Consider the following 22,537-nt stretch of genomic DNA (forward strand, 5'->3'; position numbering starts at 1 on the left):
GTTTTTGAGCACGTACAGGGGAAACCTATGAGCATCCGCACCACTTTCTGTGTCGCGGCCATTGCACTGGCCACGGGGGCGCAGGGCGCCATTGAGCTGAAGTCATCGACGTTTGGGGGTTTGAGCGCACGAAGCATCGGGCCAGCCGTGATGAGTGGCCGCATCTCGGCCATCGACGGCGTGGCCAGCGATGAAGCGCCGGTGACGCTCTACGTAGGCACGGCCAGTGGTGGAGTCTGGAAATCCGATGATGGTGGCATTGTCTACAAGCCGATTTTTGACGAGCACACGCAGTCGATCGGTGCGGTGCGCGTCGACCCCAGCAATGCCGAGACCATCTGGGTCGGCACGGGCGAAAGCTGGGTGCGCAACACGGTTGCTCCCGGTGACGGTGTTTATCGTTCTACAGACGGCGGCAGCAAGTGGCAGCACATGGGGCTCAAGGACAGCGACCATATCGCCGAGCTGCTGGTGCATCCGGAAAACAGCGACGTCGTGTTTGTCTGCGCGTTGGGTCACCTGTGGGCTGAGGGTGGTGACCGCGGCGTATTCCGCAGCCAGGATGGCGGACAGACCTGGGACAACGTGCTCAAAATCGACGACACCACCAGCTGCTCCGACCTGGCGATGACCCCCGACGGCGGCACGCTCTATGCCGGCATGTGGTACGTCCAGCGCTATCCGGACTTCTTCGAATCGGGCGGCGAAACCTCCGGGCTCTATCGGAGCACCGACGGTGGTGACACCTGGGAGGAGATGACGGACGGGATTCCCGAAGGCGAGAAAGGGCGGATTGCCGTCACCGTGGCGGCGTCTGAACCCGAGCGGGTTTACGCAACGATCGAAAGTGAGAACACCGCGCTGTATCGATCCGACGACGGCGGTGACACCTGGACCGAAAAGGACGACTCCGGAAACATCCAGATGCGGCCATTCTATTTCGGTGAGCTGGTGGTGGATCCGAATGACCCGGATCGCGTGTACAAGCCGGGTTTCAGCCTGACGGTTTCCGTTGACGGCGGGGACAGCTTCTCTGGCATGTTTGGGGCGGGCTTTTCCGTGTCCATCCACCCCGACCACCATGCGCTGTGGATCAACCCGAACAATCCGCAGCAGGTCTTCTTGGGAACCGACGGCGGCGTGTACGTTTCGGAGAACAAAGGTTTCAACTGGCGGCACGTGGCAAACCTGCCGGTCAGCCAGTTCTACCACGTGGCCGTCGATTCGCGCTGGCCGTACAACGTGTATGGCGGGCTCCAGGACAACGGCTCCTGGATGGGGCCGTCACAGGCGCCAGGCGGGATCCAGAACCGGCACTGGCAAAATATTGGTTTCGGGGACGGTTTCTGGTCATTCCCCGATCCGACGGATGATCGCATCCTGTACACCGAGTATCAGGGTGGCCAGCTCAAGCGGGTCGACCGGGAGACCGCTGAGATCAAGCGCATCCAGCCGGCGCCAGAAGAGGGCCAGGAGCAGCTGCGCTTCAACTGGAATACGCCGCTGCACCTGAGTGCCAGCAAACCCGGTACGATCTACTACGGCGCGCAGTACCTGTTTCGGAGCCGCGACCGCGGCGAATCTTGGGAGGCGATCTCCCCCGACCTGACAACCGATGATCCGGCAGGTCAGCGTCAGGCCGAGTCCGGCGGTATCTCCGTCGATAACACTACCGCCGAAAACTACACCACCATCTATTCGATCAGCGAATCACCGCTGGATCACCGCATGATTTGGGTGGGTACCGATGACGGTAATGTCCAGCTCACCCGGAACGGCGGTCGCGCGTGGGAAAACGTGGCGGGCAACATCGAGGGTGTGCCGGCTGGCACGTGGGTATCGCGCGTTGAAGCCAGCCCCCACGACAAAGGCACTGCTTTTGTCACCTTCGACGGCCACCGTCGGGGTGATATGGAAACCTACCTGTTCAAGACGACCGATTTTGGACAATCCTGGACGGCCCTCGCCAGCGATGCCATCGAAGGCTATGCGTGGGTGGTCAAGCAAGATCCGGTCAATCCCGAGCTGCTCTTTCTAGGCACCGAGCGAGGTTTGTACATCAGCCTCGACAGCGGCGAAAACTGGGCGCGTTTTTCTCAAAACCTGCCGAAGGTGGCGGTTCATGACCTCGTTGTTCATCCCACCGAACACGACCTGGTTATCGGGACCCACGGGCGTGGCGTCTACGTCATCGACGACATCACGCCGCTGCGCGGCCTGACTCAGGAGATCATCGACGCCAACGTGGCGATTCTGCCGACCCGCGCAGCGCCCATGGTGCTGAACGCGCAGCTGCAGACTTTTGGCGCCAACGACACGTTCACCGGCAACAATCCGCCGCAGTCCGCGACGATTGTTTATTACCTGAAAAAGCGTCACCTGTTCGGCGACCTCAAGGTGGACGTGTACGACCAAAACGATCGCCTGATCGCCACGCTGCCGGGCGGTAAGCGCATTGGTCTGAACCGGGTGGAATGGCCTATGCGCTTTAAGGCGCCCAAGTTCCCGCCGGCCACCAATCTGGTCCCGGGTTTTCTTGGGCCGCGAGTCCCGGAAGGTGAGTACCGGGCCGTGTTGACCAAAGGGAAAGAAACGCTGGAGACCAACGTACAGCTGGTGGCTGATCCCCGAACGCCCCATTCAAAGCGCGATCGAGTCGCTCAGCAAACGCTGGCGCTGGAGCTCTACGACATGATCAACGATCTGACCTTCCTGTCAGACAACCTGATTGAGGTCCGGTCGCAGGCGATGAAGCATGCTGACGGCGCGGACGAAGCGCTCGCTGAGGCGCTCGAAGCTTATGCTGATGAGCTTGAAACGCTCCGGACGTCGCTGTCTTCCAGCAAGGGCGGCATGATCAGCGGCGAAGAACAGCTTCGCGAACGCCTCGGAACGCTGTACGGCAACGTGACCAGCTATGACGGCCGCCCGAGCGCCACACAGCTGAGCCGCCGCGACACCCTTGGGCAGGAGCTGACGGACGCACTGGAAGCCAGCGACTCCCTGCTGGTGTCAAAGCTTCAGGACGTGAATAACCAGCTTGGTGCGGCCGGCCTGGATGCGCTGACGGTGCTCGATCGGGCCGAGTGGAACGAGGAAGAAGGCATGGCGAGCTTCTCCACAGTCACGTGGCAGCCTGGCTGGAACGCCCTGCTGCCGCAGGCGCTGTGGGGCATCGTTCAGTAGCGATTCAAGCGTTAGCAAGAACGTGGGCGCACAACCGATCGACGTCGACCTCGTCTCTGGTGAGGGCGATTTCGCTGAAGCTGCGAGCGTGCTCTCGCAGCTTCGGCCGCAATACTCGGAGTCGGGTTTGCGCTCGCAGATCAATAAACAGCGAGAGGCGGGCTACCAGGTCGCCTGCGCGCGCACAGCCGGCCGGATCATCGGCGTTGCGGGTTTTGTTGTCTGCGAAAAGCTGGCCTGGGGTAAACACATCTACGTTGATGATCTGGTCGTCGATGAAACTCATCGAAGCTCGGGTGCCGGCAGTGCGCTGATCAGCTGGCTAAAAGCTTATGGCCGCGAACTCGGGTGCCAGGAGCTCCATCTCGACTCGGGTGTCCAGCGCTTTGCCGCGCACCGCTTCTATCTGCGCCACGGCTTCGACATCACCAGCCACCACTTTGCCGCCTGCAGGTTGTGAACCAGCACCTCCCGATCGACTTAGGCTAGCTCACACTGGCCGCGGTCACTCAGCAGGATCGAGCATCCCGTTCTGGGTAAGAAATCGGAGGGTCAAATCGTCAACGCGCTTTCGCGCTTCGTCGTTGCGAAAGAAGTGGCCTACCTCAAACAGGTGATGTCCGAAGGGGTTGTTCAGCTCTTCCATCCTGCCGACAAACTCTAGGAATTCAGTTTCCGGGGCCAGGTAGTCGTATTTGCCGTGAAACAGGATGGCAGGGACCAGCCCCGACTGGACGTTATGAAAGAGGGAAACCTTTTTCGCCTGGCCGTCGGTCATGGCTTCAAAGAAGGAGCTTTTGCCGGTGTTGTAGGTAGAGGAATGCAGGATCAGCGCGTTGGGTCTAGAGTCTGCTTCGCTCGGGTCATCTGCTGACAGAATGGCGCTGGCGCCCGCAAGATGAGCGCCGGCGGAGAATCCGCCCGCCACAACGCGGTCTGGATCGATGCCCAGCCGCACCGCGTTTTCTCGGGCCCAGCGAACGGCGGCCTTAACGTCCTCGATCGCGTTGAACATGTTTGACCCATGGACGTCGGCGATCCGGTATTCAAAGGAGACAGCCACCATGCCCTGGGCCGCCAGCTTTTCGGCGGTGGTGTAAGACCACTCGGGAGTCCCGATTGCCCAGCCACCCCCGTGGAATGTCAGCAGCACCGGACGCTGATCGCCGGCCTTGTGGCCTTTGGGCAAGAAGATATGTGCCTCGAGGTCGACGCCATCGACCTGTCGGAAGATCTCGATGCGGTCGGCCCGCTCCCGTTCCGCCATCTCTTCTCGATGCTGGGCTTTGACGGTCGCCAGGAGCGGGTGAGCCGGGTAATCCTGCTCGAACTGAACCAACACCCGTTCCCAGTCGGCGGGTCCATAGTTGACCTGAAACGTGTTGAACATCTGGCCGTAGAGGTAGTTCTTGATGTCTGCTGCTGCGCTCAGGCTGTCAATGGTTTGATAGCGTGACAGGAGCTTCTCGCGCGGCTTGTCCCGATGGTCGAAGCGCGCGGGCCCGGCAGACTCGAACTGGACAATCTTGTCGATGAAACGGATGAAGCGCGGTGACCATAGCGCTCGGGGATCATTTAGACGGCTCTCGGCAATCGCCAGAAAATAGTCGTTTTCAGCCGGCACCGATTTCTCGGTGATCTCCCGGTAAAGGCCCGGGTAGTAGAGACGCAGATTGTCGAAAGCGCTTTGGATCTCAACGTCGATCCGCTTCCGCAGGTCATCATGCAGTAGCTTGTCGGAGCGGCTGAGCCCGGCAATTGTTGCGCGAACTTCGTCCTGTTGCTGCGTGACGCTTCGGGAAAAATCTGCGTAATCGGCCGCAAAGAAAGCGCGGTAGTCGTCGGATATTTCCTTTTCTCTGTCAGTCAGTAGCGCCAGCGATGCTTGCAGCAAGCGGTTTTCCGCGGCGTGCTGTCCTGAAAAAGTGACAGCCCCATCAGCGCCTGGGATCTTTACCTCAATCTCGCTGCCGGGCGGCGCAAAGACCTCAACGGTCCTGTCGGCAAGGCTGAGCCGATGAAAGGAGGCGCTAGCAACAAACTCGGCGCGGAACTCACCACCGGGATCCACAGCCACCTTGACGTCATCTTGGTGCTCGGAAACCGACCACCCGTCACTGATAGGTGGCGGAGAAGAGTTCAGCACGAGCGTTTGCTGTGCGTCGTTGACCTGCCCCTTAATCACGGTTCGATCGTCTTGGTCGGCAAAAGCCAGGTTTGCCAGCAGGAATAGGTAAATCGAAGCGGCCGTCAGGCGCAGGGGTCTGGTCACAGTTTGTCTCTAGCTAGTGCTGCCAGTGGTGATACGATCCGGGCATCCAAAAGTTACCGCCTTTTCGCCTCGATGAAGGCACTTTCGGCTAGGCAATCCGTATTTCGTCAGCCCGTCGCAACAGCAGCGAGGCAAAATTGAGCGACAATAAGCAGACGCAGGTCCGACGTCCCTCTCGGTTGGGCCCCAACAACATTCACGCGGTTAACTGGAGCCAGCGCATGTCTTTAATCTTTTATACCAACCCGATGTCCCGTGGCCAGATTGCACGATGGATGCTGGAAGAAGTAGGGCAGCCTTACGAACAGGTTTTGGTCGAGTACGGGCCGGAAATGAAATCGGCCGATTACCTGGCGATCAACCCGATGGGCAAGGTCCCGGCGCTGGCCCACAATGGTCATGTCGTCACCGAGGCCGCAGCGATCTGCGCTTATCTGGCGGAGGCTTTCCCGGAGGCCAAACTCGCGCCAACCGCGGAGGAACGCGCGGACTACTATCGCTGGCTGTTTTTTACCGCCGGCCCCCTCGAGCAGGCGATCACCAACAAAAGTGTGTTCCAGCTCGAGCCGGATGCCAAGCAGCAGGCCACTGCCGGCTATGGTTCCTACGAGGCTGCTGTTGACGCCATCGAGTACGCGGTGTCCGGCAAAGACTTCGTTTGCGGCGCCCGCTTTACCGCCGCGGACGTCTACGTCGGATCTTCGGTTGATTGGGGGCTACAGTTCGGCACGATACCAACGCGTCCCGCCTTTGAGGCGTACGCCGAGCGGCTGCGTCAACGTAAGGCGTACACCAAGGCAAAAGCGATCGACCAGGAGCTGATTGCGGCGCAGCAAGGGGCCTGATTCTAAAGGCGTCAGCAGAACGATGATCGCTTAACGCTTTCGCTCGAAGATCTTGAGACTCTACTGGATGGGGGTGGCAGCTTTCCACATCCGCAGCGATTCGAGTTCTCCGCGCTGCCAGGGTCGCCAGGCGGCGGGCGCTAGCCCATCAATTGCGCCCTCACGGAACAACAACGCGGGGCCGCGTAATGTTTTCGCTGTGGCCACCCGTTTCTACGTGTATTACGACGGAGCGTGCTCTGCGTGCGTGGAGCAGGCCGATCAGCTTCGCAAAGCCGATCGGCGTCACCAGAGGCTGCGTTTCGTCGACTGCGCGGGGGATGATTTCCACGACGACGCGGCGGAACGTGACGGCCTGACCCAGGCCGCACTCTTGCGTACCATCCACGTTCGGGGGAGCGACGGCGCCTGGTACCGGGGTGCTGAGGCCATCGCTCAGATCTACGAATCTCAGGAAATGAAGCGTGCCGCGCGCTTCTGGAAATCCCCGGTTGCCCACCTTGCGTATCAATCGCTCATTTTCGTTCGCCCTCTTCTCACGCGGGTTGGCGGCGGCAAACTCGCGAGTCGGCTCGTGCGTCGACAGGCTGAGCGACTCAATCGCGATCAGGACGAGCTTTCCGATTGACCCAAAACCTCAACGGACCCATGTGGCACACCCGGTTGCGCGTTCCGCCCAGGCTTCTAACTGACAGTTCACCAGAGTGAGCCGCCGCGAACTGTGGCAAAATTTCGGGTAGGTGCAGGCATACCGAAGGCAAGATTTAGCGGCCCTGCAAAGGAGTGGAGATTTCGGATTTCGCATCGGCTGAGGCCGTTGCCGGCGAGCCCGAAAAAACGGCAGGGGAAACATGACCAGAACCCGTGCAATCACCGCGGCGAGCCAGCAGCGGCTTGCTGAGACCCATCGGCTGCTCATCGGCGGTCAGTGGATTGAATCTTCCGATCCCGAGCCCCGGGAAATCTTTGATCCGTCCACTGGCAAGGTCATCACAACGTGCTGGCAGGCGACCGAAGAGGACACCAATCTAGCCGTCAAAGCCGCGAGGCAGTCCTTTGAGGAAGGTCCCTGGCGACAGATGACACCCGCGGCGCGAGCTCGGATTCTTTGGAGGCTCGCAGACCTGATCGAAGAGCGCGCCGGTGAATTGGGTGAGCTCGAAGCGCTGGACACGGGCAAATCGCAGCGGAACATCACCAACGACGAGGTACCTTTTGCCGCTGAGTGTTTTCGCTATTTCGCGGGCTGGTGCACCAAGATCGAAGGCACCACCAAACAGATTTCCAGCGCGGGTGACGCCCGTTTCCACGTCTACACACTGCGAGAGCCGGTAGGCGTTGCTGCGCTGATTGTGCCCTGGAATGGGCCGCTCGTGCAGGCCTCCTGGAAGCTGGCGCCGGCGCTGGCGGCCGGCTGCAGCGTCGTGCTGAAACCCGCTGAGCTGACGCCGCTGACCACCAATCTTCTAGGCGAGTTGGTGGCCGAAGCGGGGATCCCCGAAGGAGTCGTCAACATCGTCCACGGTGACGGGGCAGTCGTAGGGAAAGCTCTCGCCGCCCATCCCGACGTCGATAAGGTGGCGTTTACCGGTTCGACCGACACCGGGAAGCGTATCGTTGAAGCGGCCAAAGGAAATCTGAAAAAGGTCTCCATGGAGCTGGGCGGAAAGTCGCCGGTCATTATTTTTGATGATGCAGATCTCCAGCAGGCGATTCCGGGCGCTGCGGCCGCCATCTTTGCCAACGCCGGGCAGGTCTGCGTTGCGGGATCGCGGCTCTACGTGCAGCAGCCGATTTATCAGGAAGTGATCCAGGGCATCGTGGAAATTGCCAAACGCACCCGCCTGTGATCCGGCCGAGACCCTGAGGTGGAAATGGGTCCTCTGATTTCTGCGCAGCACCTCGAGCGCGTGCATGGTCGCGTCGAGGAAGCCAAAGCTGACGGGGCCAACGTGCTGGTCGGCGGCAAGCCGGTGAAGAAACGCCCCGGGTATCTTTTTCAGCCTACGGTGATCGATCAGGTGAACCACTCGATGGCCATTATGCAGGAGGAGATATTTGGCCCGGTGCTCGCGACCACCTCTTTCCATGATGACATGCAGGCCATTCGTCTGGGCAACGAGACCCGCTACGGGCTCACGGCGAGCATCTGGACCCGGGATTTATCCCGAGCTCACAAGATGGCGGCCGATATCCAGGCAGGTCTCGTGTGGGTGAACTGTCACGGAATACCAGACATGGCGCTGCCCTGCGGGGGCGTCAAGCAATCCGGCTGGGGTCGGGAAAATGGTGAGGAGGCTCTGCTCCAGTTCACCGAGACCAAGTCGGTCGCGGTGAAGCTCTAAGCTCAGGAAATAACGCTATCGCGCTGGCAACTTACCTCGCCACGCAATCGGCAAGCTTTCCACTCTGCATGCACCACAGCGTATTGAGCGGTCGCTCGCATTGACCACGCCTAGGCGCTTCGCTGGAATCCGCCGAAGTCCGTCAGCGGCGACCAGGAAGGTCCGATCCGCTCCAGCGGCGGTGCCAGGCTGGCGAAGTCTCCGCTGCCGTAGACCACCCGGCCGCCGGTGACCGTCAGCTCACTTTCGATGTGGCGAAGGTCCTCGTCATCCACCTCCAGATAAGGGGCGTTGAGCACGGCCAGGTCCGCAAACTGGCCGACCTTGAGTCTGCCTTTGAGCTGCTCTTCCTGGCTGAACCACGCGGAGCCAACGGTGTGGTGAAACAGCGCCTCTGAGCGGGTGAGGCGTTGTTCTTCCCCGTGCAGCTCCGTGCCACCGACGCTGCGGCCGGTGGTCGCCCAGTAGAGCGTCAGCCAGGGGTTATAGCTGGCAACGCGCGTCGAGTCAGACCCGAGGCCAAGCGGCAGCCCAGCGTTGATGACGTCCCGCATCGGCGGCGCGCGACGGGTGGCTTCGGCGCCGTAGCGCTCCAGAAAGTACTCTCCGGCATAAGCCATGCGGGCCTGCATGGCGAGTCCTCCACCCAGCGCTTTGATGCGGGCAAGCGTTGCGGGCTTGGCTGTTTCGCCGTGGTCAAACGCCCAGCGGATGCCGCCGAAACCCAGCCGGCCTTCACCCACCTCCAGCGCGTGAGCGGCGTCGAACACGTCCATGACATGATTCATCGACTCATCGTAAGTGGCGTGGATTCGCAGCGGCCAGCGGTTGGCCAGGAGGTGTCGTGTCACCTCGATCAGCTGCTCACGCCACTTGGGCCGGGTGGTGATGTCCGGGCGGTCGGCGAGGAAGTTCTCGTAGTCGCCAGCGGCCCACGCCAGGAATTCTCCGCCGCCGCGCACCACATAGGCATTCATCATGGCTTCTGCGCGGTTGACGCCGATCGTCCAGTCCCGGGTCCAGCGGCGGAACTCTCCGATCTCCTGGCCTTTGTTCTGCGGGAACAGGTATTTCGAGATTCGGATCGGGAGCTCGCCGGCCTGCGCCAGCGCTTCGGAGCCCGCGTAGTCGTTGGGAAAGCGATGCCCGCCGCCCCCGGCGTCGATCACGCTGGTTAGCCCAAAGCGGTTCAGCTCGCGGTAGTAATGTTGCGTTGACCGCTCTTGCTGCACCGTATTGAGCTGAGGCAGCCTGCCGATGGTCCCGTAGAGCAGGTCGGGGTTGGGCGTCGCATGAAGAATGGCGCCGCCGTCCTGGGTGATCTCCAGCCTGGTACCCGGCGGTGTCGGATTGCCCGCTTTGAGTCCCAGTGCGTCGACGGCCGCCTTGTTGAGGAAACCCTGGCTGTAAAGAAACAGGACGAAGACGGGGGTATCCGGTGCCGCCTGCGTCAGCTCCTGCGGCGTGGGCATCCGTTTCTCGGCAAACTGGTAAGGAGACCAGCCGCCGACCACGCGCACCCACTGGCCGGCCGGCGTCCGTCGCGCCTGCTCCCGGATCATATTCAGCCCTTGCGTCAGCGAGGAGAGCCCGTCCCAGCGAAGCTCCAACGCATAGAACCGACCGGCGCGCGTCGGGTGCATGTGGCTGTCGTTGAGCCCCGGGATGACGGTGCGGCCGCCCAGGGAAAGGACCTGCGTCTGCTTGCCCCGCAATGCCAGCACGGCGGTATCGTCGCCAACTGCCTGAACCAGCCCGCCTCGCAGGGCGATGGCACGAGCATTCGGGCGTATCACGTCCTGGGTCAGGACATTGGCGTCGGTCAGAATGAGTTCCGCTTCCGACTGGGCCAGACTGATGCTGGAGCCCAGCGCGGTCAGAAGGCCGGCACCCGTGCCGGCGACAAACTGGCGCCGGGAAAAGCCGGCTTCAGACAAGTTTTTGCTGTGCATGGTTAGCTCCCAGCCGACGCAATCAAAAGCCGGCTTCAAAGGTAAATTCGATAAAGTTGGTGCTGTCGGACGGCCCGGTTTCCTCGATGAAACGTTCGGGGCGCGAGCGCGTCAGGGCCAGGCCCAGCTGATAGTTCTTACTCAACGCCCATTCAGCTGAGGCGGAAAAAGCGGTGTTCACAAATCTTGCGGTCGACCCTAAGGGCGCGCGAATGATGTTGCCGGGGGGGCCGTAGACGCCGTCAGCTTCTTCCCGGCGCCAGTAGAGGTTGACGTCAAAACTCAGGCTGAGCCGTTCGCTCGGTTCCAGCATCAGATAGGGGTTCACGTTGACGAAGTTCGATGGCCCAAGCTGTGCCAGTTCAGAAAAATAGTTGCCGCGCGGATAGAGCGCGTCGAAGGTCTCAAGGCGACCATCCCCACGCTGCTCGTCGCCGGAAGCCACGTTGACTGACAGCATGACCGCTGGTGACCAGGGAGCTGAAAAGCGATAGCCGGTGTTGGTTGCGAGTGACCAGGCGCGGATGTCCTGTTCCTGGGCCCCCAGATCCTGCTCGCCAAACTGGTACATGGCTTCCCAGTTCCAAAACCAGGGTCCGCGCTCGCCGAAAAGGCGAGCACCGACCGTATGACGATCCTGGTCGGCGACCCCTTCAATCGTTCGGCGCTGATCAAAGCGGGCGTAGAGGTAGTAGAAGTCCGCGCCGAGGGTCGCGGTACCTCGCGTTGCGTAAAGCCCTGCCAGCGTGCGGCCGCCGTCGCTCTCATCGTTGAAGCTGCCGTTTGGCTCGACCTGAACGAGCTGGAGGCCGAACAGATCCCAGCGCCAGCCGCCGTGGTTGCCGGAGATCCTGAGCCCGTCCCATGTCCGAACGACGTTGGTTCCCAGGCGAAGCGCCACGAGTCGCTGCGAACCGAGCTTAAGCTGCTGACGACCCAACGTGGCTGACCAGTTGTCGTTTGAGTAACGTAGCCACGCCTCCTGGATATCGAGATTGTTGCGTTCGACGGGATTGACCTGACCACCGCGATTGATGGCGCTGACGAGAACACCCCTGGCGGATAGTGGTCCTTCGCTCTCGTAGTCAGCTCCGACGTGAAGCCGCTGCGCCCAGAGGGCGTCAGCGTCCGGACTGGTCGCGTCAAAATCGAACGCGTTGAGATAGGAAAAGCGCTCTCGCAGCTCGAGAAACGGCCGCCATGACTCGGAGTCCTGGGCGAGCGCGCTGGTGCTCCAGCCGACGACGATGATCACCGCGCCCAGCAGCGCTACGAGCACCGATACCGACCTTTGGCGGCGCGGCCGCGTAGGCCCCTTGATCCGCTGACCGGTAGCTAAGCGAAGTGCGTACGACATGAGCAAATGGTTTTGGGCTGAGGGAGACCGCGGCTGCGGGCCGCACCATTGGATGTAACCCGGTCTGGAAAGCGCCGAACGCCCCGGAGTCTCCTCCGGGGCGTCGGCCCACAGTGGCGCAGCTCAGGGCCAGCTTCAGCCGGCTGCCACCGGATCGATGACCTTGCCGTGAGAGACGCGTTCGTCCGCTTTGTGCACCATGGTGTAGGCATAGTCGACGCCCATACCGTACGCACCGCCGTGCTCGCGAATGATGTCCATCAGGCCGTCATAGGTGTCGCGCCGCGCCCAGTCGCGCTGCCATTCCAGCATGGTCTGGATCGTGGTCATCGGCACAACGCCAGCGTGGGCCATCCGCGTCATGGAGTTGTCGTGAGCTTCCTTGGACGTATCACCGGAAGCGTCCGCCACCATGTAGATTTCGTAGCCGGCGTCAGCCATGGCGGAGAAAGCAAACATGTTGTTGCAGATGCCGGTCCAGAGGCCTGAAACCACCACCTTGTTGCGTCCGTTGGCGGCGAGCGCGTCGCGGACTTTCTGGTCGTCCCAGGAGTTCATGGACGTGCGTTCCAGGATGTCTTTTTCCGGAAAAACGCCAAGCAGTTCCGGAAACGTGTGGCCGGAAAAGGAATCGGTCTCCACGGTGGTAATCGTGGTGGGAATGTCGAAAAGCTTGGCGGCTTTGGCCAGCGCCGTAACGTTGTTCTTCAGCGTTTGGCGGTCGATAGACTGCACGCCAAAAGCCATCTGGGGCTGTTGATCAATAAAAATGATCTGCGAGTTTTGGGGTGTGAGAAGTTCGGGTTTAGTGGTCATGATGGTGTCCTGCAAGTTGAGTGAAAAGTTGTCGATGGCGGCGACTTGGCCGCGTTAAGTGTTTCTACCTAGCTCTGGCGAAGCATTATCCGTAGTTCGTATTCAGAAACAATAAGCTAAAAAATATACATAATGTATCCAAAATAGAGACAATAAATTCGGCTGCGATGGGTCCTGAACCAGGACGTTTAGCGGAATGGATAAAGCGTCTTTTAGCCGGCGATTCGGTTGCCGGCCTCGACTGACGGCGCTATGTTCCCAGCGAGCGCGGCCTGCGACAAACGATTAGTTTTGCTTGTCGCTTAAGAAAAACTAACGTGACCGCCGCGGTCCCGGAATCGGCGGTGGAGATGGGATTGGATCGCTCAGGGCTTCCACTTAATGCTGCAGCCAACGCTGGGGAAGTGCGGCTGGGGTGCCGGGTTTCCGGTCAGGACAGCGTCCGCCGCGCGGCGGAGATCTTCGCCGTTGCCGGCCGACATGCCGGGACGGCTGGCGTCGAACTGACCCGCATAGGCCAGCTTCAGCTCCGCGTCATAGAGAAACAGGTCGGGCGTGCAGACCGCCTTAAAGGCTCTGGCAACCTCTTGTGACTCGTCGTAAAGGTAGGGAAAAGAAAAGCCGTGCTGCCGGGCAAACTCGGCCATTCGTTCCGGGCTGTCCGCGGGATAGCGGCTTACGTCATTGGCGCTGATGGCCACGACGCCTAGTCCCTTCGGCTGGTATTCAGAGGCGAAGCGCGAAAACGCCGCAACCATATGCACGACAAACGGGCAGTGATTGCAGATGATCGCTACCAGCGTCGCTTTGTCACCCTGAACGTCCGACAGACTCCAGGTTTTGCCGTCACCATCGGGCAGCAAATATGTCGGAGCCGGTGTGCCAAGGGATACGTTCTGCGATTCCAGCTTCATCGGGTCGGTCACCAATCCAAGAGAACAACCCGATGCAGCGTACCCCATTTTTCAGCGTCAATACTTGCTGCCGCAGGCAGGCCGATACCCGACCACCAAGTCGAGGTCCTCATCACCATCCAGATCGGCCGCCGCAATGGCTGAAGGGTTGATCTGCAGCAGGTTCGGACCGGCGTCTTCGAGCCACGCGGTTGAATTCGGCGAGGGGCTCTGCCCAAGGCATGTGCTACCGAAAACTACGGCCGCAAACCCGACCAGGGTTCTGGCTCCCATTTTCCGTCCCTCTTGCGTGTCGAACACAAGAAGGGACGCAGCCCGTCGGATTGTGTCTCAGCCGGGCGCGGCTAGCCGTCGCGCTCGCCGCCCGCTTGGCCCGCGATCATCGCGGGTCTATTCGAACCCCGAGCGGAAGATCAACCCGGTGTCGAGCTGCAGCAGCGCGCTGCCCACATCACCCTGGGTTTGAGGGGCGCCGCTGAGCACCCGATCATCGGAGACGGCCACCGAAGCGCCCAGCCCGGTTTGTCCCGGCAGCGGCGCCGTTCGACTGACCTGGTTGACCGTGTTTCCGGACTTTCGGTAGCGGTAAACCGCGCCGTTTGGGATACCACCGTTGATGGCCCGGGGAGACCCTATGATGATCGTGCCACGATCAATGGCAACCGCAGCACCAAATTCGCCGTCGTCGACCGGGTCTTCGGGTTTGATTTGGCTGATCTGGTTGAGCAACGGCGATGTGGTGCCAAACAGGTACGCCGTGCCTCGACTGGGTTTGCCGGGCTCGGCTTCCATGGGTGCTCCCACCAAAACCGTACCGTCATTGTCCACGTTCACCGAACTGCCAAACCGTGCGCCCTCGCCGCTGCCTGAGCCGCTGACGCTACCCAGCCGGGTGACCGCCCCCGCAACGGCGTCATAGATCGAAGCGGAACCGGTTGCGGGTCCGCCGCTGGGTTTTGCACGGGGCGCCCCAATCGCAATCTTCCGGCCACGGACGGCAACCGAGGCGCCAAATCGTGCCGCGGGATCGGGCTGGGGAGGCTTGATCTTCGTTGGCGGCTGAAAGGGCATGCCGCGAGATGGCCGACGGAAAACGTAAGCAGCGCCCGTGCCCATGCCGGGCATCTCGTCTTCGTCGTCATCCGGCGCGCCGACCACCACGGAATCACCGCTGATGCTGACAGCAGCCCCGAAACGGCCGGTGCCAGAGGACATGCCGTTGCCGGTGAGGGGTTGTTTGAAGGAAAAGCCTCCACCCCCGGCGCGTCGCTGAAAAATGGCGGCAGCGAGGGACGCTGCGCCAACCTTAGCCGGTGGCACCTCACCGGACGTGCCGACAACAATCGTATCGCCGGACACGGCCACGGAAGCGCCAAAACCCGCCGCGGTAAATCCGTCGGGAACCGGCAACACCGTCTCCAGCACCGTGGTGCCGCCTTCGATGCGGTAAACGCCCACCGCTCCGGCATCAGTGCCCGTCAAGTCAGACCCGGGCAGACCCACCACCATCAGGTTGCCGTCGACCGCAACCGACGACCCGAAGGTGTCTCCGGCGACGGCTGTTTCTTCGTCAACCGACTGGATGTCGCCCAGCGCTCCGAACTGTAGAACGTCGCCAGAGGTGGTGGATAGCCAGATATCACCTGTCTCGTCATCGAGCGCGATGCCGGAAAAGTTGCTGCTGGGGCCGCCGCTCAGGTCAACGTCCCGAACGAACTCCCCGGTGGCCGTCAGCTCGCGCATTCGCCCGCTACTGGCGCTGCTGACAATCAACAGATTTCCGGTGCTCTGGCTGACCTCCACGTCGCCGAAGAAGACGTCATAAGCCGGCGTGCCGGCCGGCGCCACGGGAAAGGTGTTGAGAATGGTGCCGTCGACGCTGCTGGCCTCAAAAAGCTGATCGCCGGTCCAGTCCAGGACAAACAGCGTGTCTCGAGAGGCGTGATAAGCCACACCCACAGTCTGCGAACTCATCTCAGGCAGCGGGGCGCTGGCGATGATCGACCCATCGGCAATGCTGACGGCATAGATGGTTTCGGGATCGCGTTCACCGTTGCCGATCAGCAGCGTGTCTTGCGAAACGAGCGTGGCGCCGACGCTGATATCGATCGGCGCGAAGTCCAGGTCGATATCGTTGGAACTTGTACCGGGGGTCGGCAGCGGCGTCCCGACCTCAACGCCGCTGGGGGTGAACTGGTGAATCATGCCGAAGGACTCGTGGATAAACACGTTTCCCGAGACGGGGTCAAAGGCAATGGCGTCGAGCGTGCCCAGCGTGGCGGGGTTAAAGCTGTTGGCCGGTTGTTCCTGCGCTAGAACCGGCGTCGCGGCCAGCAGGGCGGCAAGATAAATGATCGCTTCAGGGGTGTGACGAAACACAGGCGTTCCTCCTTAGTCGCTCCCCCGAGCAATGTCAGCGCGCGACGGACGTCGAGCGCTTCCTGAACCCTAAGTGTAGTCGGCGCGATCAGTTGTGCCAACGGTCTATCCCGCGCTCTTCGCGGTGTCGCTCGCCAGCTTCGGTCAGGACACTGCTGGCAACGCACAAGTGGTTCGACCGGCTTTTCTAACCGCTCAGACGTGCTGGTCGATCAGGATCGGATTGCCGTCCGGGTCAGCGATGACAAAGCTGGCTGGGCCTTCCGTGTTTTCGTCCGCTTCGGTCATCAGCGTAATGCCGGCAGCCTTGACCTTTCGCTGCAGCTCGCGCACGTCGGTGAAGTCCTCGATCGCCGTACCGCCGCTACCCCATCCTGGATTGAAGGTCAGCATGTTTTTTTCGAACATCCCCTGAAACAGCCCGATGTTGCAGTCGTCGTTATTCAGAATCTGCCAGCCCTGCTCGGGGTCGCCGCCGATCGGCGTAAAACCCAGCTTCTGGTAGAAGGCGGAGGACGCAGAGAGGTCAGATACGGTCAGGCTCAGTGAGAAGACTCCCAGTTTCATAGGTAGCTCCGTTAGATTTGTTGAAGGCGGGTCCAGCTTGCTTGGCGGCGCGCCAACTGTCCATCACCCGAATGGGTGAGATACGGGTATTTTGGGGGTATGTGCCGCGATTACCGCCGTTTCGGCGACGAAACGGGCCTAACAGCCTGCTAAATCATCCTGCCAGGTTGATCAGGGAGCAAAGCAGCTTGTGCCGACCACATCCGCCAGCTTTATCACCGAATGGTTCTTTACGCCGTCCCGTCCGTCGAGCACAAACTGGCCGGCGCCGCACTCGGTGACCGTCATGACCAGCGTTCCCCACTCGTCGAGCTCAGCGCCGGGGATGGGCTGCTCAAACGTACCGCCATCGCCGACAGACATCGTTAGGGTGACGGGTATGTTGAGCGCCGGGCGCTCGGTGAGCAGTTCGGAGATCAGCCAGAGCCGATTGCCGCCGCTGTCGTAGCCGTAGAAAAAGATGGTGATCCCTCCGGCCGTCTGGACGACGTCATACCCTTCGCCATCGAAGGTGGGGTCAAACCACAGCCCGGCCAGCGTGACGAAGCTGTTGACCGAGGCAAGGGAGGCAATCTCGGTTTTGCTTAAGGTCGACAGCGGGCTGATTCCGGCGGGGTCAAACGCGCCATTGACCGCGGTTATGGCGGCGTTGCTGATCACTCCTTGACCCAGCGACGACGGGTGGATCGGGTCTGCCCAGGTGCAGGTTGGGCAGGTGACAACGTCGCCAAACGTGGGCGAGGGGACCTGAGCCTCGCCGTCCACGGTAAAGCTTTCGGGCTGATTGATCAGCAGATCAAACACCGAAAAAACGTCGACAACCGTGACGCCTTTCGCTGCGGCCAGGGCGTTGAGCCGATTTCGCCAGTCCAGGCTTGCGTCCCGAATGGCCGGGACGTCCCCAAGCTGGGAGACCACCGCGGGCACCTGCGAAATATCGGGCAGATTAAACACAACGACCGTCATGCCGGCGTCGGTGAGCGTCGTCAGAATCTCGTCGACGTTGGTCTCCAGCGTGTCCAGGAAATCCAGGTTGCCCAGGAGAATGCCAGGGGCGGCATCCAAAAAGTCGTTGCCACCAATCCACAGCACCGCCAGATCGCCCACCCCAAACGTTGCGGCCGCTTCCGTGTGCTGGCCTTCTGCGATCAGCGAAGTGGACGTGGCGCCACCCACCGCGAGCTGCGTCAAAGGCGCGCCAATTCGGTCGGCGAGCTGCTCCGAGGCCAGCGGGCTGCGAATGCCCTCTGGATCGTCGAAAAGGCTGTCGCCCAGCGAAACAATGCGGTTAAAACTCACCGCCTGCGCGGAGGCCGCAAGCAGCAGGGTAAGGGCGCCGGCAAACCATCGGCCTGTCGTATTGATCATTGGTGTTCCTTTTCTTTTCAATTCAGCGGGTTGCTGGGCGCTATCGCCGGGCGAACGGCAGCGGTGCTAAGCTGGCCGCCGCTCACGATAACACCCGGCGCGAGCCACGGGGTGCAGACAGGACACTAGGCCATGCAAATCGTTGAATCGCGAGTTGCGTTCTACAAGACCCAGGAGGGGCAGCGCATCTCTCGGGGCTTTGAGCGGCAGCGCTACGTGCTGCAGGACGACCGGTCGGTTTGTCTCAACGTCTTCAGCGTCGCGAGCGATCTTAAAATCAATCGCGAAGTCACGATCAACCTCGACGAGCGGTGGCTGCCCATGGATAGCTATGTGCGTATCCATCATGGGGATCGCCTGGAGGGCGCGGGGTGGTTTTTGTTCGAGCAAGGGTCCGTCAAATCCCAGGTGCAAAGACCAGGGGAGGGTCTGGCGGAGCAGCAGCAGCGTTTTGACGACGGGCCAGCGGTATTCTGCGCCCATCCGATCGCCACGGACGCGCTGCTCACTGCCGGGTGCAGCCGCGAGGAGCCCGGCGCGGTCCAGCTCCTACCCCAGGTATTCCTTTCTTCGCCTCACCATTTCGGGGCCACCGGGCCGGAGCTGGCGCACACGCAGCTGGAAATGAGCTACCTGGGTGTCGAGGACGTGACGGCAGCCGGAATCAATTTTGAGGCCGACCACTACCGGATCGCCGCAGGTAACGAAACGACCGGCCATACGCACCCCGGAGAAGAGATCTGGACGCTCAAAGACACCGCCATTTTTCTGCGCGCGGAGATTGTTGCGCTCGGCTATGAGTACGAGCTGACCCACTACTCACGGCAGGACAGCTGATCGCTCCCACAACCGATTCTGTACGTTCGTCTGATCGCGTTGTGCCAGGCATGCTCGCCTGCGCGGGCGCCATGCTGATGTTCTCGGTCATGAGTGCCTTCGCCAAGTACCTCAGCGAGACCCATTCGGTGGTGGAGATCGCGTTTTACCGAAACGTGATCGCAAGCCTGCCGTTTCTGGCGATGGCTTTCTTGCTGGGGCGCCGAGACATCCTCAAGGTCAACGCGAGGCCGGGGCTGGTGGTGTGTCGCTCGGTGATGGGGACGTTTTCGCTGATTGCGACCTTCGCCGCCTATTCTGCCATGCCGATGGCCGATACGTCCGTGCTGCTCTTTACCGCTTCCCTTTTTCTGCCGGTGCTCGGCGTGCTGTTCCTGGGTGAGCGGGTTGGCTGGATCCGGGCATCAGCGGTGCTGATCGGTTTTGTCGGCGTTGCGATCATGGCCAATCCGTCTGGCGATGCGAGCCTATTTGGCGTTTCCATGGCCCTCACCGCGGCGCTGATGCAGGCGATCATGGCCATCATTCTTCGTCAGCTGGGTGGATCGGAAAAGCCTGAAACGGTGTCGCTGTACTTCTTTCTCATCGGCGCCGTGCTGACCGGTTTTGCGATGCCCTTTGTCGCCACGCCACCCAGCGCTGCCGAGCTGCCGCTGCTGCTGGGAGTTGGCGCCGCCGGCGCGTGTGCGCAGTTCCTTTACGCGGTCGCGCTCAAGCTGACGCCGGCGGCGATTGTCGCTGTTCTCAACTACACCAGTATCATCTGGGCAACCATGCTCGGCTGGCTGGTATGGAATGAATGGCCGCTGCCGGTGGTCCTGGTCGGCTCGGCGGTGGTAATCGGCGCCAACGCACTGATCGCCTGGCGGGAAAGTCGGGTCCGATCGACGCACGCGCCGCAAAACCTGTAGGGTGGCGTCATGCTGCTGGCAGGACTGCTGACCATTCACACGGTTGTACTCGGGTACTGGCTGGGAGCCGAGCTGGTCATCAATGCGGGTTACCGCCTGGTCTGTTATGCCGAAGACATGCCGTTTGCGCAGCGCGATCGCTTGATGGATCACGTCATGCGGGTCGACCAGCATGTGCGCTACGCGCTGATCCTGCAGGCGTCGCTCGGCCTGATGCTTGCAGCGGGGTACGGCTATGTGCCGGGCGGCGACCGCCTCATGATCAGCGCCGGTATTTTTGGCTTGAGCTGGCTTGCGTTCATCGAACTTGTACACCGCGAGCGAAAGCGGCCGGCCGGCCATCGACTGGCCCAGATCGATCGATGGTTTCGTTACCTGCTCCTCGGGGTGCTGCTGGCGGTGGCCAGCAGCCTGCTGGGCGACGCTTGGCCTTTACCCGCGTGGCTGCGCTGGAAGCTAGCCGCGTTTGCCGGCGTTATCGCCTGCGGCGTTGGGATCCGGTTGGCTTTGCTGGGGCACTTCAAAGCCTGGGCGAGAATGGCAAACGGCGAGGTGACCGAAGCAGACAACGCCATAGTTCAGCGGATTTATCTTCGGGCCACATTGGTCCTTGCGGTGTTGTGGGTGTTTCTAGGGCTCATGGCGGCGCTCAGCGTAGTCAAGCCGGCGATGTCGTAGGCTTCGCCAAACGAATACCAGCGCGGGGGTATGCGCCATGCATCAAATCATTGCCGAGAAACAGGCGCTTGTTGCCGATCAGGCGGGCGTGTGGGACGGTGAATACGTTCATCTGGACGCCTCACATGAGGTCATCGACCGACATCGATCTCGACTGATCTGTCGCCTGGAAGACGGGGCTGACGGGGTCGCGATGCTCAAGCAGACCAATATCTACACCTGGGCTGACCAGCAGCAGGAAGTGCGCTACTTCGAGGGCGTCTTTCGCAAAGATCGCGTGTGGATCCAAAACGATTTAATCGACGGCTGGACCAGCGCGATCAGTCAGGACCAGACGCAGCGTACGATCATGGTTGGCTGGGTTCGTGTAGCGGAACCCGACTTTCGTTTCTACGAGCTGATCACGCTGTCCGAGGACGCCAATGAAAAGTCGCGCACGTGGCACTGGTATCGCCATGGTCGCCTGTTTCAGCGCACGCTGATCAACGAAACCCGAACAGCGCGGGACTGGCGACCCTTCGACGATCCAGGGTTCTTCGTGTCCAGGCCCAAGGGCGCCTAGTAGCTCAGCGTGCGAAGGAAGGCGACGAGGTTGTCACGCTCCGCGTCGCTGAGGTTGAGTGCCGGAAGCTCCGGAACGGCTGGCTCACCCCCCACCTCGCGGTAGTAGTCGATCACCTCCGTTAACGTGTCGAAGCGGCCGTCATGCATATAGGGTCCGGTTCGGGTGAGCGCTCGCAGGGTAGGGACCTTAAAGGCGCCGACGCTGTGCTCGTCAGAGTCGGTGTAGCGCAGGTGACGGCAGCCGTCTGCCGGCGCGTCGCTGTAGCGACCGCGGCAGTTGAACGGATCGTAGTTTGAAGCGGTTCGGCCGACAGCCCACCCTAGATCCTGCTCGGTGGGGCTGGCGGAGCCCGTACCGATGTTGTGAAAACCAAAATTGCTGAACATCGGGCCATTGTGGCAGCGAAGGCAGTGGGTTTTTCCCACGTCGAGAAACAGCTTGAGGCCCTGCAGTTCGTTTTCCTCGAGGGGTGACTGGCCGGGATCATCGAGCGTCAGCGAGTCTGCGAGGTGGTCGAAACGACCGGCTTGAGGCTGCAGCGTCGCCACGTAGCTCGCGAGAACCTTGCCGACATTCGCAAACGCGCGATTGATCTGCTCCTGGCGAGCTGAGGGGAGGCGTTGCCAGCTCAGCTTATCCTCGCTCGTGCCATAGGGCCCGGCTTGCGGCGGCAAATCAGCCAGCTCGGGCAAGGCAATAGCTAGGTCTGCGAGCTGTTCAACATACCTGGGGGTTTGGGTCAGGTGACGCAGTACGCCGATTCGGGTGCTATCCATCTCGCCCTGGGTTTCCAGCGGCGTCAGGTTCTGTGCCCAAAGACTGTCACGGCGACCATCCCAATAGAACCAGTCGGCGCTGGCGATACCAACGAGCGTTTGGGCGTTTCTTCTGGTGGGCTGGCTGCCGACGCTTTGCTTTTTGCCGTCGGTGAAAGCCAGCTCAGGCTGGTGGCATGAGGCACAGGCGATCTGTCCATCCCGGCTGAGCCCCGGATCAAAAAACAGCGCTTTTCCCAGCGCCGCCGCATCAGCGTTTCCATGCAGCCGGTTGCTGGTGTCGGCGGCAGGTCGCAACGCGGAGAGGGCCAGCGATTGAGCTAGCTCGATCTCGGCCGGGGTCAGGTTGGAAGCGCGGGTTTCCGCGGGTTGGTCCGTCCGACCTGGACCGATTCGCAAATCGAACGTGGCCTTGTCTGACCCAGCGTCGGCGGTGACGCCGACGACAATTTCCCAGCCGCCGTGCATGTTGAACGACACGCCTTCGACCAGGTATTGGCCGGGCGCGAGCTGGCGGGTTACCTGGGGCTCCGACGACATCCCGTGGCCGTGGCCGGGCATCCCCCCGTAGAACGCGAGCCGCTGCGGCGTCACGGGCTTGCCCTGCGCATCCAGCACGGACACGGTCCACTCATGGAGCTGGCCGACAACCGGGGCCGCCCGAGCTTCGATCTCGACCTGGTACAGCCGGTTCTGAGTCCAGGCGAGTTCAGCAGCGATGCTGCTAAGCGATGGCGCTGTTACCAGCGCCATCGTTACCAGGGCCCGC

The 22,537-nt window shown here is 61.4% G+C and carries 18 protein-coding genes and 1 pseudogene; 9 read left to right on the forward strand and 10 right to left on the reverse strand.

Annotation, left to right across the window (positions count from 1 at the left end):
* Positions 1 to 27 precede the first annotated feature (27 nt).
* Positions 28 to 3,186, forward strand: a complete 3,159-nt coding sequence (locus AAF358_00845; protein MEM7704065.1) for a glycosyl hydrolase — start codon at positions 28 to 30, stop codon at positions 3,184 to 3,186.
* A gap of 22 nt (positions 3,187 to 3,208) precedes the next feature.
* Positions 3,209 to 3,646 (forward strand): GNAT family N-acetyltransferase, encoded by a 438-nt coding sequence (locus AAF358_00850; GenBank protein ID MEM7704066.1) that lies wholly within the window; start codon positions 3,209 to 3,211, stop codon positions 3,644 to 3,646.
* 45 nt (positions 3,647 to 3,691) lie between these two features.
* Here the strand turns inward: AAF358_00850 and AAF358_00855 are convergent, their stop codons facing one another.
* Positions 3,692 to 5,458, reverse strand: coding sequence for an alpha/beta hydrolase (locus AAF358_00855; GenBank protein MEM7704067.1), 1,767 nt, complete (start codon positions 5,456 to 5,458; stop codon positions 3,692 to 3,694).
* Positions 5,459 to 5,679: 221 nt separating this feature from the next.
* Between AAF358_00855 and AAF358_00860 the strand changes: the two genes are divergently transcribed.
* From AAF358_00860 to AAF358_00870, 3 genes and pseudogenes are all read left to right on the forward strand, one after another.
* Positions 5,680 to 6,303 (forward strand): glutathione S-transferase family protein, encoded by a 624-nt coding sequence (locus AAF358_00860; protein MEM7704068.1) that lies wholly within the window; start codon positions 5,680 to 5,682, stop codon positions 6,301 to 6,303.
* A 199-nt stretch (positions 6,304 to 6,502) separates the two neighbouring features.
* Positions 6,503 to 6,931 carry a DCC1-like thiol-disulfide oxidoreductase family protein gene (locus AAF358_00865; protein MEM7704069.1) on the forward strand — a complete coding sequence of 143 codons (429 nt, stop codon included), beginning with the start codon at positions 6,503 to 6,505 and terminating at the stop codon, positions 6,929 to 6,931.
* 223 nt (positions 6,932 to 7,154) lie between these two features.
* Positions 7,155 to 8,648 (forward strand): annotated as a pseudogene (locus AAF358_00870) (aldehyde dehydrogenase family protein).
* 110 nt (positions 8,649 to 8,758) lie between these two features.
* On the opposite strand, the gene AAF358_00875 reads toward AAF358_00870, so the two are convergent.
* From AAF358_00875 to AAF358_00910, 8 genes are all read right to left on the reverse strand, one after another.
* Positions 8,759 to 10,600, reverse strand: coding sequence for an amidohydrolase (locus AAF358_00875; protein MEM7704070.1), 1,842 nt, complete (start codon positions 10,598 to 10,600; stop codon positions 8,759 to 8,761).
* A gap of 22 nt (positions 10,601 to 10,622) precedes the next feature.
* The gene (locus AAF358_00880; GenBank protein MEM7704071.1) at positions 10,623 to 11,879 is read right to left on the reverse strand and encodes an alginate export family protein; all 1,257 of its coding nucleotides are present in this window, start codon (positions 11,877 to 11,879) and stop codon (positions 10,623 to 10,625) included.
* 213 nt (positions 11,880 to 12,092) lie between these two features.
* Complete coding sequence (locus tag AAF358_00885; GenBank protein MEM7704072.1) at positions 12,093 to 12,773, reverse strand: hydrolase; 681 nt, start codon at positions 12,771 to 12,773, stop codon at positions 12,093 to 12,095.
* A gap of 365 nt (positions 12,774 to 13,138) precedes the next feature.
* The gene (locus AAF358_00890; GenBank protein ID MEM7704073.1) at positions 13,139 to 13,687 is read right to left on the reverse strand and encodes a thioredoxin family protein; all 549 of its coding nucleotides are present in this window, start codon (positions 13,685 to 13,687) and stop codon (positions 13,139 to 13,141) included.
* Positions 13,688 to 13,744: 57 nt separating this feature from the next.
* Positions 13,745 to 13,960 (reverse strand): hypothetical protein, encoded by a 216-nt coding sequence (locus AAF358_00895; GenBank protein ID MEM7704074.1) that lies wholly within the window; start codon positions 13,958 to 13,960, stop codon positions 13,745 to 13,747.
* Positions 13,961 to 14,077: 117 nt separating this feature from the next.
* Positions 14,078 to 16,066 carry a hypothetical protein gene (locus AAF358_00900; protein MEM7704075.1) on the reverse strand — a complete coding sequence of 663 codons (1,989 nt, stop codon included), beginning with the start codon at positions 16,064 to 16,066 and terminating at the stop codon, positions 14,078 to 14,080.
* A 195-nt stretch (positions 16,067 to 16,261) separates the two neighbouring features.
* A complete protein-coding gene (locus AAF358_00905; protein ID MEM7704076.1) occupies positions 16,262 to 16,633 on the reverse strand; it encodes a VOC family protein in 372 nt (123 codons plus the stop codon).
* A gap of 171 nt (positions 16,634 to 16,804) precedes the next feature.
* Positions 16,805 to 18,001: a GDSL-type esterase/lipase family protein gene (locus tag AAF358_00910; protein ID MEM7704077.1), complete on the reverse strand. Its 1,197-nt coding sequence runs from the start codon at positions 17,999 to 18,001 to the stop codon at positions 16,805 to 16,807.
* A 132-nt stretch (positions 18,002 to 18,133) separates the two neighbouring features.
* Here AAF358_00910 and AAF358_00915 point away from each other — a divergent pair, with 132 nt between their 5' ends.
* Genes AAF358_00915 through AAF358_00930 form a run of 4 tightly spaced genes read left to right on the forward strand, consistent with a single transcriptional unit; the run spans position 18,134 to position 20,989 of the window.
* On the forward strand, positions 18,134 to 18,838 hold the full coding sequence (locus AAF358_00915; GenBank protein MEM7704078.1) for a hypothetical protein: 705 nt from the start codon (positions 18,134 to 18,136) through the stop codon (positions 18,836 to 18,838).
* Between the two features lie 50 nt (positions 18,839 to 18,888).
* On the forward strand, positions 18,889 to 19,749 hold the full coding sequence (locus AAF358_00920; GenBank protein ID MEM7704079.1) for a DMT family transporter: 861 nt from the start codon (positions 18,889 to 18,891) through the stop codon (positions 19,747 to 19,749).
* 9 nt (positions 19,750 to 19,758) lie between these two features.
* On the forward strand, positions 19,759 to 20,427 hold the full coding sequence (locus AAF358_00925) for a hypothetical protein (protein MEM7704080.1): 669 nt from the start codon (positions 19,759 to 19,761) through the stop codon (positions 20,425 to 20,427).
* A gap of 37 nt (positions 20,428 to 20,464) precedes the next feature.
* The gene (locus AAF358_00930; protein ID MEM7704081.1) at positions 20,465 to 20,989 is read left to right on the forward strand and encodes a DUF3598 domain-containing protein; all 525 of its coding nucleotides are present in this window, start codon (positions 20,465 to 20,467) and stop codon (positions 20,987 to 20,989) included.
* Here the strand turns inward: AAF358_00930 and AAF358_00935 are convergent.
* Positions 20,986 to 22,521, reverse strand: coding sequence for a cytochrome c peroxidase (locus AAF358_00935; GenBank protein ID MEM7704082.1), 1,536 nt, complete (start codon positions 22,519 to 22,521; stop codon positions 20,986 to 20,988). The two genes, AAF358_00930 and AAF358_00935, sit on opposite strands and share 4 nt — an antisense overlap.
* Between the last annotated feature and the right edge of the window lie 16 nt (positions 22,522 to 22,537).

The organism is Pseudomonadota bacterium (assembly GCA_039033415.1).
Lineage (GTDB): Bacteria > Pseudomonadota > Gammaproteobacteria > Xanthomonadales > SZUA-38 > JANQOZ01.